The sequence below is a fragment of the Xanthomonas albilineans genome, assembly GCF_002939705.1.
In the GTDB taxonomy this organism is placed as follows: domain Bacteria; phylum Pseudomonadota; class Gammaproteobacteria; order Xanthomonadales; family Xanthomonadaceae; genus Xanthomonas_A; species Xanthomonas_A albilineans.
The window spans coordinates 1-14,870 of the sequence record NZ_MDCB01000017.1; the positions used below are offsets into that span (position 1 = coordinate 1).

A 14,870-nucleotide genomic window follows, 5' to 3' on the forward strand; every position below is an offset into this window, starting at 1 on the left:
CCTCGCCGAGCAGGCGATGCTGGCCCAGCGCGCGGCGCAGATGCAAGGGCAGGGGCTGGTCATGAAGCTGTAGGCGGTAATCGAAGGTCATCTAGGTATGCCGCATGGACAGCCGTGCGCTGAACCGCACCGCGCCGACGACTTCACCCGCCGCAAGGCGTTGCAGCATCCCTCACGCCCGATTTCCCAAAAAGTTTCCCACGCTGGGTAGCAATCTATCGACTGCTCGCCGGCGCAGACCTCAAGCCCGGCCAGTCGCTGCAACATTACCTGGGCGAACGACTCACGCAATCCATACCCAGGCGCGCAGGCGCGTACCGGCCTGAACAACCAGATTGGTCTTGCTTCGGAAACCTTTACCTCCGCCATCGAATCTGCACTGGCGGCGCTGAACATGACTCAGCAGCCCGATGGTGTGCGTGGCGATCCGTCGTAGGCAGGCGTGGTGGATCGCTGCGGAGGTCGTCGCTAGGCTTGGCAGCCGCTGTGCGCACAAAACGCCATCCCGTGGGATGGCCCGGTCGCGGCGCCGTGTCTTGGTGCGGCCGGGCGATGTCGCGACGGTGCGGCTTATTGCTCGGTGGCGTCCTGTGCGGTCCTGCGACGACGCACGCGGTGCGTGGCCGATGCGCTGCGCCGCGTGCCGCCGTTGCTTTGCTTGGTGGTTTCGGTTTCGATGCGCTGTGCCTTGCCCTCGATGGGCGCGGTCTTGTCGCGCTGGCGCTTGCGATAGATGGCATAACCGATCAAGCCCACGCCCACCGCTGCCGCTGCGATCGCCAATGCCGGATTGCGGCGCACTGCATTGCGCGTGGCCTTGCCGCCGGTCTTCACCGCGCCTAGCGCCGCGCCGGCCTTGATTGCGCCGATGGTCATGCCCGACTGTAGCCACTTGTTTGCCTGCGGGCCGAGATGCTTGAGGCTGTCGCCGGCGTGGCTGGCAAGATCCAGGGCGCGGTCGGTGATGATGGTCAGCTTGCTCATGGGCGTTCCTACGTGCAGGAAGGAAGAGGCGTAGTCTCCCTCGCACACCGTATACAGCACGTTAGCGCTGTGATCCCGATGGGTCTGCGGGCTGAATGCCGTTGCGCGCAACCGATCACGTGCTGAAAGTGGCTTGCAAAACCTCGCCAATTGCCGTTGGGTGACAGGTGGTACATGAGGATTCCGATCACTGTCCGCGCTCGTCCGGCAGCGCCGCAGTCGTTTTGTTAGCGACGCTAAGTGCCGCGCGGTTTAGCGCGGTGGCTGGCGGTGGCGGTCCAGGGGTCGTCCGGCCACGGATGGCGCGGATAACGGCCCTTCATTTCCTTTTTCACTTCCGGGTAAGTGTTGGACCAGAAGTTGCGCAGGTCTTGGGTGACTTGCAGTGGGCGTCCGCCGGGCGAGAGCAGGTGCAGTACCAGCGGCACGCGACTGTCGGCGATACGTGGGGTGTCGGCCAGTCCGAACAGTTCCTGTAGTTTGACCGCTAGTACCGGTGGCTGTGGTTGGCCGGCGTGGTCCAGCGCGTAGTCGATGCGCCGCTCCATGCCCGATGGCACGGCGATGCGCGTGGGGGCGTGGCGGTCGATGGCTTGGCGTCGGTCCCACGGCAGGCGTGTTTTCAATGCCTCGGCGAGCGCGTCCTCGCCGAGTGCGTCGAGCCGGGTCTTGCCGACGAAGGCCGGACGCAGCCAGTCCTCCAGGCTGTCCAGCAGCGCTGTATCGCTCAGATCCGGCAGATCCAGTTCCGGCATCCACGCGCGCAGCCCGGCCACGCGCGCACGCCATTGCCGCAGGTCCTCGCTCCACGGCAGGACTTGCAAGCCCAGTTCGCGCACCGCTTCGGTCAGTGCCGTCGCCGCATGCGCCGGGTCGACGCGACCGGCAGGGCGGCTGTCGAGCACGATGCGATCGAAGCGGCTTTCGCGCAGCGCGCTCAGCGCACGCCGTTCGGCATCCCAGCGCACCACGTCTTGTTGCACGAATCGTTGCGGAAACTGTGCACGCAGAGAAGTTTCGTCCACTGGCGCGGCGCGCAGCAGCAATGCGTCCTTGGCCTCGTGACGCAGTTCGGTGGCGACCAGCCAGGGTTCGCCGCGCAGCTCGCTGTGTTCGAACAGGCGCGCGCTGCGTCCGTTTGCGAGCAGATAGCGCAGCGGATCGTGCGGGTGGCGCACGCCGATACGGTCGGGAAACGCGTGGGCGAGCAGGTCGCCCAGTACATGCGCGTCCACGCTCTCCGGCGCGACGGCATTGCCACGCAGGCGCCGCCGCCATTGCGTGGCGGCCGCGTCGATTGCGGCCAGGCCGCCACGGTTGGCATCGTGCGGCACGCGGCCGCGACGGAATGCGGCCAGCGCGCGCCAACGTGCCGCCAGCGCATCGCCGCCTTGGCGCAGCGGGTCGCGCGCCTCGATCAGCGCGGCCAGGTCGCAGGCCAATGCTTGCGCGCGCGCATCCGTGGCGGCCAACAGCATCGCCGCCAGGCGTGGATGCGTGCCGAGTGCCAGCATGCGCCTGCCATGGGCGGTGATGATCTGGTTCGCGTCGAGCGCGCCGAGCCGCTGCAGCAGTTCGCGTGCGGCTGCCAGTGCGCCCGCCGGCGGCGGATCGACGAAGTGCAGTCCGTCGCTACCCCAGGCGGCCAGTTCCAGTGCCAGGCTGGCCAGTTCCACTTGCAGGATTTCCGCGCGCCGCTGCGCCTCCAGGCGCTGCGATTGCGGCCATAGCCGATACGCCCAGCCGCTGGCAACGCGACCGGCACGGCCAGCGCGCTGGTCGGCGGAAGCCTGCGCGATGGTGGTCACGTCCAGACGCGAGAAACCGCTGTTCGGATCGTAATGCGGTTCGCGTGCCAGCCCCGCGTCGATCACCACGCGCACGCCGGGCAGGGTGACCGACGATTCGGCCACGTTGGTCGCCAGCACCACGCGTCGCCGGCCATGCGGATCGGCTTGCAGGACCTTGCTTTGCTGCTCGACCGGCAACTCGCCGTGCAAGGGCAACACGTCCACGCCGTGAGTTGCTCCCATGTGGAGCGCAGTGTGTACAGCATCGTGTGCTGACGGGGCCGCCGCCGGATGCGTCACGATGGCATCTGCGCTGCTGCCCGTCGCAATCCCGCCTGCTTCCAGTGCCGCTTTTACTCGCGCGATCTCGCGTTGCCCGGGCAGGAACACCAGCACATCGCCGGGATGCTGCTGTAGCGCGTGGTCGATGGCGCGGCGCGTTTGCGCTTCCAGCGATTCCTCGCGCCGTGCCGGGAAATGCGCAATCTCCACCGGAAAGCTGCGTCCGGCGCTGGACAGCCGTGGTGCATCGAGGAACTGCGCCAGGCGCTCGCCGTCCAGCGTCGCCGACATCACCACGATGCGCAGGTCCTCGCGCACTTGCGCCTGCACGTCCAGCGCCAGCGCCAGGCCCAGGTCCGCGGCCAGGTGGCGCTCGTGGAACTCGTCGAACAGCAGCGCGCCGACGCCGTCCAGCAGCGGATCGTCTTGCAGCATGCGGGTCAGGATGCCCTCGGTGACGACCTCGATGCGGGTGCGCGCGGAGACCTTGTTCTCGAAGCGGATGCGGTAGCCCACCGTCTCGCCCGGAGCCTCGCCGCGCTGTCGGGCCATGAACGTGGCGGCGCTGCGCGCGGCGACTCGGCGCGGTTCCAGCATCACGATGCGACGGCCCTGTAGCCATGGCACGTCCAGCAATGCCGGTGGCACCTGGGTGGTCTTGCCGGCGCCGGGCGGGGCTTCCAGCACCAGGCGCGGGTGGGCGGCGAGGCTGTCGCGAATCTGCGGCAGTAGTGGATCGATCGGAAACACAGCGGACGTCATCGGCCAAGGATACGGGGCCGGCGCGCCGCTGTAGAGCGGCAGTGCCGGCCTGGCCCCGTACAATCGTCTGCTTTCTTGCTGATCTTCCGCGTATCCGTATGACCTTGATCGATATCGGCGCCAATCTCACTCACGCCTCCTTCGACCGCGACCGCGACGCGGTGCTGCAGCGTGCCCGCGCCGCTGGCGTCGCGCAGATGGTGGTCACCGGCGCCAGCCGCGAACACTCGCCGCTGGCCTTGCAACTCGCGCAGCAGCATCCCGGCCTGCTCTACGCCACCGCCGGCGTGCACCCGCATCATGCGCTGGAATACACCGCCGAGTGCGATGCCGAGCTGCGCGCGCTGCATGCACATGCCGAGGTGGTAGCGGTGGGCGAATGCGGGCTGGATTACTTCCGCGATTTTTCTCCACGCCCGGCGCAGCACCGCGCTTTCGAGCGGCAACTGCAACTGGCCGCCGACATCGGCAAGCCGCTGTTCCTGCATCAACGCGACGCACATGCCGATTTCCTGGCGTTGATGCGCCAGTTCGACGGCAAGCTTGGTCCGGCGGTGGTGCACTGCTTCACCGGCACGCGCGAGGAATTGTTCGATTATCTTGATCGCGATTGGTACATCGGCATTACCGGCTGGCTGTGCGACGAGCGTCGTGGCGAGCACTTGCGTGGGTTGGTCCGGCACATTCCCGCCGCACGGCTGATGATCGAAACCGATGCGCCCTACCTGCTGCCGCGCACGCTCAAACCGACACCGAAGGACCGACGCAACGAGCCGGCGTTTCTTGCGCATATTGCCGAAGAAGTGGCGCGCGACCGTGGCGAGGACGTGGCGACCACCGCGATGACCAGTACCGCAGCGGCGCGGGCGTTCTTCCGTTTGCCGGGCGTGGCGTGAGCAGTCCTTTGGGGCGGAATGCGATTTTCAATTCCCGCCTTTGTGCAAACCAGGCGCATGCACGAGTGGCTGGCGCCTCGGATGCTGCATGCGCTGTGTTGGCGCTCGGATGCGATCCGCTGGCGGCGCCAGTGCAACGCATGTTCTAGCGCTCAGGGAGACTGGCCTGGTACGCCTGCAGATGGCAGTACGCGGCCATCAGCAGCGGCACAGCGTGACCGGCGCTGCGGGCACGCTCCAACATATCGCCGACGATGTGTTGCGCTTCCACTTGGCGCCCTGCTTCCAGATCGCGCAGCATCGAGGCTTTCATCGGCGAGCCGGGCTGGGTCAGCAACTGCAGCGCGCGGGCCTGCGCCGTGTCTGGGATCGGCTCGCCGGCTGTTTCGGCGACCGCGATGCACTCGGTATACAGCCCGCGCAACAGTGCCACGCCGTCATCGCTGGCGACGATCGCCCCGATTGGCGCGCGCATCAGGCAGGTCGCTGCGGCTAGCGTGGTCAGGAACGTGTACTTGATCCATTGCTCCTGTGCGATCCGTGGTGTTGCCAGGTGATCCAGCCCCGCCTGCGTGCAGGCGGCGGCGAAGGCGCGCACGCGCGCGCTGTCGCTGCCCCGTCCATCGCGCTCGCCGAAGGTGAGCGATGCGGGTTTGGCCAGATGTTGTACCGTGCCATCGTGGTCGAGCACGGCATTGATGAAGCACAGTCCGCCCAGCACATGTTCGCCGCCGAAGCGGGTATCCAGCAGCGGATAGTGGCGTAGGCCATTGAGGATCGGCAGCACACTGGTATCGGTGTGCATGGCTGGAACGACGGCCTCCAATGCGTTGCCCAGGTCGTAGGCCTTGCAACTGAGCAGGATCAGATCGAACGGTGGCGCATCGATAACCGACGCCAGCGTGTCGGCGGTGAGTGCGGTCACCGCGATCGTCGCGTCGCCACGCGGACTGTGGATGCGCAAGCCGTTGCTGCGCAATTGCGCAGCACGCGCTGGCCGCACCAAGAAGCTGACATCGACCCCGGCCTGTGCCAGACGTCCGCCAAAGTAACCGCCGGTCGCACCGGCGCCGAGGATCAGGATGCGCATGCGGTCTTGTTCGTCCCTTTTAGCTGCGCAACCCGACCCCACGTCGCAGCAGCCACAGCGCCAGTGCCGCCAGTACGGCGACGAAGCCCAGCATCAGCGTATAGGCCACCCAAAGCGGCACGTCGCTGCTGCCAAGCAAGCCATAGCGGAAAGCATTGACCATGTAGAAGATCGGGTTGGCGTGGGTGGCGGCCTCGGCCCAGCCCGGCAGCAGTTTGGTCGAGTAGAACACGCCGCCAAGGTAGGTCAGCGGGGTCAGGATGAAGGTCGGTATGATCGCGATGTCGTCGAATTTTTTCGCGTATACCGCGTTGATGAAGCCGGCCAGGGAGAAGATGGTCGCGCCGAACAGGACGGTGCTCAGGGTCACCAGCGGATGCGGAATGCGCAGCGGTGTGAAGCACATGGCGATGATCAGCACGATCACTCCGACCATCAGCCCGCGCAGTACCGCACCGGCGATATAGCCGCACAGAATCACCCAGTTGGGCATCGGGCTGACCAGCAATTCCTCGACATGGCGACCGAACTTGGCGCCGAAGAACGAGGAGCTGATATTGCCGTAACTGTTCTGGATCACGCTCATCATCACCAGGCCGGGCACGATGAATTGCATGTAGCTGTAGCCGCCCATCTCGCCGATGCGCGAGCCGATGAGCCCGCCGAAGATCAGGAAGTACAGGGTCATGGTGATCGCGGGCGGCACCAGGGTCTGGCCCCAGATGCGCAGAATACGCTTGACCTCGCGGCGCACGATGGTCAGCAGCGCGACCCAGTTGCGTTGCGCGGGTGTTGAATCGGAGAAGCGTTGCGGGGATACGGGAGGCGTGGTCATGGTCGTCGCCGTGTGGTCAGGAGGAGGCGGGCGGTTGCGGCGCGGCGGTATTGCCCGATCCGGCGTTGCGGTGTTCGCCGGTGAGGCGGACGAACAGTTCTTCCAGACGGTTGCTCTTGGTGCGCATGGAACGCACGCGGATGCCGGCATCGCCGAGTGCGGCGAACACCCGGTTGAGGTCCATCGCGCGCGGCATGTCCAGGTCCAGGGTGTGCGCGTCCTGCGCCAACAGGGTGGTGCCTTCGATGGTCGGCAACTGCGTTGGCAATTGGCCATCGATGTCCAGCAGAAAACCTTCCACGTCCAGTTTGGCCAGCAATGTGCGCATCGGGCCTTGTTCGACGATGTGGCCCCGGTCGATGATCGCCAGGTTGCGGCATAGATTCTCCGCTTCCTCCAGGTAATGCGTGGTCAGGATGATGGTGGTGCCGGCTGCGTTGATCTCGCGTAAAACGCGCCACATGTCGCGGCGGATTTCGATGTCCACGCCGGCGGTGGGTTCGTCCAGGATCAGCAGGCGTGGCCGGGTCATCATCGCGCGGGCGATCATCAGGCGTCGCTTCATGCCGCCAGACAGCGTGCGGCTCATCATCTGTGCCTTCTCCCACAGGTGCGCGCGGCGCAGTTCTGCCTCGGCCAGTTGTTCGGCCTCGGCGCGCGGCATGCCGTAGAAGCCGGCGTAGTTGACCAGGATGTCGAACGGTTTTTCGAACAGATTGAAGTTGATTTCCTGCGGCACCAGGCCGATCAGGCGCATTGCGGCGCTGCGCTGGCTGCTCAGGTCGGTGCCGAACACCTCCACCTGACCGGCGCTGAGATTGACCAGCGAGCTGATGATGCCGATCAGGGTGGATTTGCCGGCGCCGTTGGGGCCAAGCAGGGCGAAGAAGTCGCCGGGCATCACGTCCAGCGATACCCCGCGCAAGGCTTGCACGCCGTTGCCGTAGGTCTTGTGCAGGTCGCGTACCCGCAGTGCGGGCGTTGACGAATCCGAGGGCAGGGGGGATGCGGGAGTCAAAGTGAACCTTCGCGCCGCGTCGACGGCGCTGGAGAAGTGCAGCGGGTATTATAGAAGACCGCGTGGGGTTGCCCACGGCCATAGACTGTTGCAACGACGTGCCTGCCCAATTCCCGCTGAAGTTGGTCGAACGCCGTATGCTGGCGCCATCCGTCGGCCATTACCGCTTCGTTCGCGATGACGGAGAGCCGCTGCCGTTCCTGCCAGGCCAGTTCGTACAGGTGCATTTCCACTATGCCGATGGCACCGCGACCAAGCGTAGCTATTCGCTGGCGACTCGCCACGACCCGGCGCAGGCGGCCGATGCGACGGTGGAGATCGCGGTCAGTTTCGTCGCCGGTGGCGCGGCCACCGCCTTGTTCGAGGGGCTGGAGATCGGCGGCCAGCTGTCGGCCAGCGGTCCCTTTGGGCGTTTTTGTCTGCAACCGGACGAGACCAATCGGCGTTATCTGCTCATCGCCACCGGTACCGGCGTCACCCCGTACCGCTCGATGCTGCCGTTGCTGGAGGCGGCGATGGCAGAACGTGGCGTGGAGGTGGTGCTGCTGCTGGGCGCGCGTACCCCGGCCGAGTTGTTGTATGGCGACGAGTTCCGCGCCTTCGCCGACGCGCATCCGCGTTTCCGCTTCGTGCCGTGTTTTTCGCGCGAATTGCCGCAGGCGCCGCATGCCGATGTGCGCCATGGATACGTGCAGCAGTGGTTGCCCGAATTCGCACCGCAGGCCGAGGGCGACATCGCGTATCTATGCGGCAACCCGAATATGGTCGATGCCTGCTTCGAGGCGTTGAAGGACGCTGGTCTGCCGGTGCAGCACATTCGTCGCGAGAAGTACGTCAGCAGCAAGTGAGCGTGTCGCCGAAGCAGCGCGGTGGCCCATTTTCATCGGTGCTGCGTTACGCTGGCGGTTGCGCAGCAACGAGTTGATGCCCCAGGATGGCATCCTGTGCGGCATGACCTCAAGGATGCGACCCATGCGATACCGTTCCACGCCGTTGACGATCGTCGCGGCTACGTTGTTGCTTGCCGCTTGCCAGGCGAATCAGACGCCGGCACCACAGACGCCGGGACGTACCTATGGCGCGCTGCGCTTCCATCCCTGCACGCTGACCAATCCGCTCGCCGCTAACAACGTCGAGGCGCAGTGCACGCGCATGCCGGTTGCTGAGAATGCGCAGGCACCGAACGGGCGCAAGATCGCGCTCAACATCGCTTGGTTGCCGGTCACGGGGCAGGGTAGCAGCGACCCGGACCCGGTGTTCTTTCTGGCCGGCGGCCCGGGTCAGGCCGCCACCCAGGTCGCCAACATTGTCGATCTGGCGCTGCACGAAACGCGCAAGCGTCGCGATGTGTTCCTGATCGACCAGCGCGGCACTGGGCAGTCCAATCCGTTGACCTGCCTCGGCGCGGACGGCAAGGCGTTGCCGCCGGCCGACCTGGTGCGCGCGCCCAGCGCTGCCGAAGTGCTCGATGACGCCAGGCGCTGCGCGCAATCGCTCCAAGGCCGCGCCGATCCGCGCGACTACACCACCACCCGGGCGATTGCCGATCTGGATGCGGTGCGCGCAGCGCTGGGCGCGGACAAGATCAATCTCATCGGTGGCTCCTACGGTACCCGTGTCGCCCAGCAGTACGCGCGTGGCTATGCGGCGCATGTGCGCAGTGTGGTACTCGACGGCGTGGTGCCAAACGATCTGGTGGTCGGCGGCGAATTCGCCACCACCTTCGAAGATGCAATCACCTTGCAGGCACAGCAGTGCAAGGCCACGCCGGCGTGTGCCAAACGCTTCCCGGTCGATACGCGCATGCAGTTGCGCACGGTGGTGGAGCGGCTGCGGCAGACGCCGGTGGAGGTGGACTATCGCGATCCGGCCAGTGGGCAGAGTACGCACGACCGGGTCACTGCCGACACTGTCACCAGTCTGGCGTTTTCCTTCTCCTATGCGCCGCAGACTTCGGCGTTGCTGCCGCTGACCCTGGACGAGGCCGCCCACGGGCGCTATGCCCCGTTGATGTCCCTGGCACGGATGATGGGTTCGCAGATGCAGGATCAAATAAACCGTGGCATGCAGTGGTCGGTGATCTGCGCCGAAGACGCCGACCGTTACCGCGAACCGGCCAGGCACGACACCCTGCTCGGGCCGGAGGTGGCGCGGATGTTCTTCGCGGCCTGCCCCGCCTGGCCGACGGGCCCCCGTCCTGCCGATTTCACCGCGCCGTTGATCTCCAACCTGCCGGTGTTACTGACCTCGGGCGAACTGGATCCGGTAACCCCACCGCGCTACGCCGAGCGTGTGCTACGCGGTCTACCCAACGGCCGCCATCTGCTGCTGCGCGGACAGGGGCACGGCACCATGACCCTGGGCTGCATGCCCAAGTTGCTGGGCCGCTTCTTCGAAACCGCCGATGCCAAGCATCTCGATGCCAGCTGCCTGGACGCGATGCGCGGCGTGCCGGCTTTCACTTCATTCAATGGATGGGAGCCATGAGCTACGCATCATTCGATCGGGAGAGCCGTGCATGATCGTCGTCGATGACTTGCATAAGGCGTTCAAGACCAAGGCCGGTATCGTGCAGGCGGTGCAAGGTGTCAGTTTCGAGGCCGCGGACGGCCAGATCACCGGTTTGCTCGGTCCCAATGGCGCTGGCAAGACCACGACCTTGCGCATGCTCTATACGCTGATGGCGCCCGATCAGGGCCAGGTGCGCGTGGACGGCATCGACGTCGCTCATGATCCGTTGGCGGTGCGGCGCGCGCTGGGTGTGCTGCCGGACGCGCGTGGCGTGTACAAGCGCTTGACCGCGCGCGAGAACATCGCTTACTTCGGCGAACTGCATGGTTTGTCGGCGGCGCGCATTGTCGAGCGCACGCGGCTGTTGTCGGCGGCGCTGGACATGGACGACATCCTCGACCGTCAGACCGAAGGCTTCAGCCAGGGGCAGCGGACCAAGACCGCGATCGCGCGCGCGCTGGTCCACGATCCGCGCAATGTGATTCTCGACGAACCCACCAACGGCCTGGACGTCATGACGACCCGCGCGCTACGCGGTTTCTTGCGCGGACTGCGCGCGCAGGGACGCTGCGTGATCTTTTCCAGCCACATCATGCAGGAGGTGGCGGCGCTGTGCGATCGCATCGTTATCGTCGCCAACGGCACGGTGGTGGCCGCGGGCACCGCTGACGAGCTACGCGCCCTGACCGGCGAGGACAATCTGGAAGATGCCTTCGTCAAGGCGATCGGCAGCGAGGAGGGATTGCACGCATGAGCCTGCTCCATACCGTATTCACCGTGATGCGCAAGGAACTGCGCGATCTCGCGCGCGATCGTCGCACCTTGGCGCTGGCCTTGTTGGTCGGCCCGCTGCTCTACCCGACGCTGATTCTGGGAATGGGGGCGCTGGCCGAGAGCCGGGTCCGCACGCAGATCGACAAACCGCTGGACATTCCGGTGATCGGCCGCGAGCGTGCGCCGAACCTAGTGGCGTTCCTCGCCATGCAGGGATTGAATGCGGTCGCACCGCCCAAGGACCTGACCGAGGCGATCCGCAGTCAAGCTGTGGATCTGGTGTTGAAGATCGACGAGGACTATCCGAACGCCTGGCACCAGGGACGCCCGGCGCTGGTGGAGATCATCAAGGACAGCACCCGCCGCGATGCCGATATCCCGACCACCCGGGTGCAGGCGGCGCTCAGCATGTACAGCCAGCAGGTCGGCGCGCTGCGGTTGATGGCGCGTGGTATCGACGCGCAGGTCGCGCGGCCGCTGGACGTGGCCACCCAGGACCTGGCCACGCCCGAAGCCAAGCGTGCGGCGTTGCTGGCGATGTTGCTGCCGGTGCTGTTGACCATTACCTCGTTCATCGGTGGTGCCCACCTGATTCTCGACGCCACCGCCGGCGAGCGCGAGCGGCAGTCGCTGGAGCCATTGCTGGCCACGCCGGCCTCGCGCAGCGCGATCGTCAGTGGCAAGATCGCCGCCGCCTGCGTGGTCGGTCTGGTTTCGCTGCTGTTGACCTTGCTCGCGTTCAAGCTCAGCGCGCAAGTCGCCAGCGGCATCGGCCAGCAACTCAACGTCAGTGTCGTGGCCATGTTGCAGATGCTGTTCGTGCTGTTGCCGATGTTGTTCATCGGGACCTCGCTGCTGACCGTGCTTGCCGCAGCGGCCAAGAGCATGAAGGAGGCGCAGAGTCACATGACCTGGCTGATGCTATTGCCGATGCTGCCCGGTTACGCGCTGATGGTGTATCCGTTGAAAACCATGCCATGGCAGTTCGCGGTGCCGTTCCTGGCGCAGAACCAGATGTTGTTGAAGATCATCCGTCGCGAGCCGATCGGCCCGCAGATCTGGGCGGTGTACTTGGTCGCCGGTTTCGGCCTCGCCGCAGTGCTGTGGTTGGCTGCGGTCCGCCGTTACCGTCAGGAGCAGTTGGCGATTGCCGGATGAGAAACGGTTGAGCGGATGCGGCCGCGTGCCTCGGACGTGGTCGTGGGGTTTGCGTGCCTTGGTGTCGTTGGCATGTATGGCCCGGCATTGATTGTGTGCGCGCACATCGATGGCGCGCACGTTGGCTCAACCGCCGGGATTGAAGGCCAGTGTGCGTCGCGTGGTGACCGGTGCGCTGACTGGCTCGAAGCGCCAGCGCTTGGTCGCGCTCAACGCCTCGTGGTCGAACACATGCGCCGGGGTGGAACGCAACACGCGCGCGTTGGTGACCGCGCCATCGGTGCCGACGGTGATCTCCACCAGCACTTCGCCGGCGATGGCCGAGCGCAGCGCTTCTGGCGGATAGCGAGGCGCCGGAGTGCTGATCGGACGCAACGTCTGTGCGCTGGCCGTGGGTGCCGCGGGCGTCGGCGATGGAGCCAGCGTCGCGGCTTGTTGCTGCTGCGCTGCTGGTTGGTGCGCGGCAGCCGTGGCGCTAGGCGCGAGCTGGCGTGGTGTTTCCTGGCGCGCGCTTTCGCGGTGTGCGGCCTCCTGCTGCTCTGCCATCTGTGGCGACACCTGCGCCTGGCTGGTCTGCGCTTGCGCCTGTTTCTGTTGCTCGCTCGCCAGTTTGGTTTTCTCTTCGGCGGCTTTCTTTGCTTTTACGGCTTCCTCCTGGCTGCGCTGTGCCACGGTCTGCATGCCTTTGCTCACGCCCTGTTTGAGCCGTGGCAAGGCCGGTGCTTGGCTGTCCATCTTCTCGATCAAGCCGATGAGGCGCTCGGCTTCGGCGAAATCCTCGCGGTTGATGCTCTGCTCGGCGGCGATCAAGGTGTACGGCATCAAATCGGTCAGTGCGCTCTTCACCCCGGCATCGTCTGGTTGCTTGTCGCGTAGCGCCAGGTAGTATTCGACGGCGTTGTTGCCGGCGGGTGCATACATGCGGTTCTCGCGTAGCGCCTGGCTAGCCGAGGCGTGCAACTGCTCGGTGTCCATCGATTGCACTTTGCTCGATACCGCGGGCATTTCCGGCGCACTTGCCGCAGTGGGGGCCGGTGTGGCGTCGGGCGCGGCCTCTTCTTGTTTGGAACACGCCGTCAGCGCGGCCAGCAGCAGGATCGCTACGATGCGGCGCGTCCTGGCGAATGTGGTGTCGTGCGGCATGCTTTTCTTTGATCCCCGATGGTGACGATGTAACGATGCCAATGGTGTTGCTGGCGTGTTTGCGACGGCATTTCCATTCCCCGTGCCGTCAGTGCACTGCGTGAGTCAATCTAGCATCCGCTGGTTTGCATGCGTGCCCGTTCTCGCCGGGTGGCGGAAAAAAGCGTGATCCCGGGCACGCTGGTCAGTGCGCTGGTTTCGCTGGCGAGGCCATCAGCCGGTCGGTCCAGGCGATGCCGATCGCCGATAGGATAAAGATGGCATGGATGATGGCCTGCCACATCACTCCGGCCTGTGTCAGCGTCGCGCAGCTTTTCAGGTCCACTGTCGCTGCGGCACTCGCTAATTGATCCGGTGAACACAGCGGCATAGCGCCGAGCGCACCGACGGCGATGAAGGTCTTGAGCAGGTGGATCGAAGAGATGCCGATAATCGACAGCGCGAGCTTCACCTTCAGCACGCTGGCGTTGACGTGGCTCAGCCATTCCGGCTGGTCGGGATGGCCTTCCAGGCGCAACCGCGAGACAAAGGTTTCGTAGCCACCGACGATTACCATCACCAGCAGGTTGGAGATCATCACCACATCGATCAGGGCCAGCACGATCAGCATGATTTGCTGCTCGCTCAGGCTCGGCGCTTCGTGGATCAGGTGCCACAGTTCTTTGCCGAATAGAAAAACGTACACGCCCTGGGCCACGATCAATCCCAGGTATAGCGGCAATTGCAGCCAGCGCGAGGCGAAGATCAGGCTGGACAGTGGACTAAGGCGGGGGTGCGGGCGCTGGGGCGTCATGGGGGTATGAATGTCGCGTTGCGTCAAACGCTCAGGTTACCCGGCCTGCGGCAATGCTGCCAAGCGCAGGCGGCGGCTACACTGCGAGTTCCTCTCCAGGACAGGACTGCCCTCATGATCGATCTGTATTACTGGCCGACGCCCAACGGGCACAAGATCACCCTGTTCCTTGAGGAGGCCGGGCTCGATTACACGCTCAAGCCAGTCAACATTGGCGCTGGGGACCAGTTCCAACCCGCGTTTTTGTCGATTTCGCCGAACAACAAGATACCGGCCATCGTCGATCATGCGCCGGCCGATGGTGGCGCGCCGCAGCACGTGTTCGAGTCCGGCGCGATCTTGCTGTATCTGGCCGAGAAGACTGGCCGTTTTCTGCCGAACGATCCGCGTCGGCGCAGCGTCGCATTGCAATGGCTGTTCTGGCAAATGGCCGGTCTTGGCCCGATGACCGGACAGATGGGCCATTTCAACGTCTATGCGCCGGAAAAGATCGGCTATGCGATCGAGCGCTATGGCAACGAGGTACGGCGTCTGCACGGCGTACTCGACACGCGTCTGGCGCACAGCGCGTATCTGGCTGGCGAGGAGTACGGCATCGCCGACATGGCGAGCTACCCGTGGATCGAGGTATACAACGGGCTGATGCCGGACTACGCGGCATTTCAGCACCTGCAACGCTGGCACGCTGCGATTGCCGCGCGTCCGGCAACGCAACGCGCCTATGCGTTGAAGGAGCGGGTCAACCCCAACGCCGGCAAGCCGCTGAGCGAGGCCGAGCGCAAGCAATTGTTCGGCCAACGCTGAGCTGGCGCACTTCTCAAATGCTCTGCGCAC

The 14,870-nt window shown here is 65.3% G+C and carries 13 protein-coding genes; 6 read left to right on the forward strand and 7 right to left on the reverse strand.

The features are described from left to right. Positions 1-570: 570 nt before the first annotated feature. Both XalbCFBP2523_RS13545 and hrpB read right to left on the reverse strand, forming a co-directional pair. Positions 571-984 (reverse strand): hypothetical protein, encoded by a 414-nt coding sequence (locus XalbCFBP2523_RS13545; protein ID WP_045757057.1) that lies wholly within the window; start codon positions 982-984, stop codon positions 571-573. Between the two features lie 236 nt (positions 985-1,220). After that, positions 1,221-3,818 carry an ATP-dependent helicase HrpB gene (hrpB, locus tag XalbCFBP2523_RS13550; protein WP_045766452.1) on the reverse strand — a complete coding sequence of 866 codons (2,598 nt, stop codon included), beginning with the start codon at positions 3,816-3,818 and terminating at the stop codon, positions 1,221-1,223. A 98-nt stretch (positions 3,819-3,916) separates the two neighbouring features. Here hrpB and XalbCFBP2523_RS13555 point away from each other — a divergent pair, with 98 nt between their 5' ends. Next, positions 3,917-4,714 carry a TatD family hydrolase gene (locus XalbCFBP2523_RS13555; protein ID WP_045766451.1) on the forward strand — a complete coding sequence of 266 codons (798 nt, stop codon included), beginning with the start codon at positions 3,917-3,919 and terminating at the stop codon, positions 4,712-4,714. A gap of 145 nt (positions 4,715-4,859) precedes the next feature. On the opposite strand, the gene panE is transcribed toward XalbCFBP2523_RS13555, so the two are convergent. From panE to XalbCFBP2523_RS13570, 3 genes are read right to left on the reverse strand one after another with little or no spacing between them, the layout of a single operon-like run. Further along, entirely contained in the window at positions 4,860-5,804 is a 945-nt protein-coding gene (gene panE / locus XalbCFBP2523_RS13560; RefSeq protein WP_045766450.1) for a 2-dehydropantoate 2-reductase, read from the reverse strand. A 19-nt stretch (positions 5,805-5,823) separates the two neighbouring features. After that, complete coding sequence (locus tag XalbCFBP2523_RS13565) at positions 5,824-6,639, reverse strand: ABC transporter permease (RefSeq protein WP_045757737.1); 816 nt, start codon at positions 6,637-6,639, stop codon at positions 5,824-5,826. Between the two features lie 16 nt (positions 6,640-6,655). Then, positions 6,656-7,657 (reverse strand): ABC transporter ATP-binding protein, encoded by a 1,002-nt coding sequence (locus XalbCFBP2523_RS13570; RefSeq protein WP_045766449.1) that lies wholly within the window; start codon positions 7,655-7,657, stop codon positions 6,656-6,658. A gap of 137 nt (positions 7,658-7,794) precedes the next feature. Here XalbCFBP2523_RS13570 and XalbCFBP2523_RS13575 point away from each other — a divergent pair, with 137 nt between their 5' ends. The 4 genes from XalbCFBP2523_RS13575 (at position 7,795) to XalbCFBP2523_RS13590 (ending at position 12,100) form a co-directional block, all read left to right on the forward strand. Further along, the gene (locus XalbCFBP2523_RS13575; protein WP_045766845.1) at positions 7,795-8,505 is read left to right on the forward strand and encodes an FAD-binding oxidoreductase; all 711 of its coding nucleotides are present in this window, start codon (positions 7,795-7,797) and stop codon (positions 8,503-8,505) included. Positions 8,506-8,629: 124 nt separating this feature from the next. Further along, positions 8,630-10,144, forward strand: coding sequence for an alpha/beta hydrolase (locus XalbCFBP2523_RS13580; protein WP_045766448.1), 1,515 nt, complete (start codon positions 8,630-8,632; stop codon positions 10,142-10,144). A 31-nt stretch (positions 10,145-10,175) separates the two neighbouring features. Continuing rightward, a complete protein-coding gene (locus XalbCFBP2523_RS13585) occupies positions 10,176-10,922 on the forward strand; it encodes an ABC transporter ATP-binding protein (protein ID WP_045766447.1) in 747 nt (248 codons plus the stop codon). Beyond that, on the forward strand, positions 10,919-12,100 hold the full coding sequence (locus tag XalbCFBP2523_RS13590) for an ABC transporter permease (protein ID WP_045766446.1): 1,182 nt from the start codon (positions 10,919-10,921) through the stop codon (positions 12,098-12,100). Before XalbCFBP2523_RS13585 ends, XalbCFBP2523_RS13590 begins: the two co-directional genes overlap by 4 nt. 126 nt (positions 12,101-12,226) lie before the next feature. Here XalbCFBP2523_RS13590 and XalbCFBP2523_RS13595 read toward each other — a convergent pair whose 3' ends face one another. Continuing rightward, positions 12,227-13,243 (reverse strand): energy transducer TonB, encoded by a 1,017-nt coding sequence (locus XalbCFBP2523_RS13595; protein ID WP_045766445.1) that lies wholly within the window; start codon positions 13,241-13,243, stop codon positions 12,227-12,229. A 184-nt stretch (positions 13,244-13,427) separates the two neighbouring features. Then, on the reverse strand, positions 13,428-14,036 hold the full coding sequence (locus XalbCFBP2523_RS13600) for a TIGR00645 family protein (RefSeq protein ID WP_045766444.1): 609 nt from the start codon (positions 14,034-14,036) through the stop codon (positions 13,428-13,430). Between the two features lie 114 nt (positions 14,037-14,150). On the opposite strand from XalbCFBP2523_RS13600, the gene XalbCFBP2523_RS13605 reads away from it, so the two are divergent. Continuing rightward, entirely contained in the window at positions 14,151-14,840 is a 690-nt protein-coding gene (locus tag XalbCFBP2523_RS13605; protein ID WP_045766443.1) for a glutathione binding-like protein, read from the forward strand. The last annotated feature ends 30 nt before the right edge of the window (positions 14,841-14,870 follow it).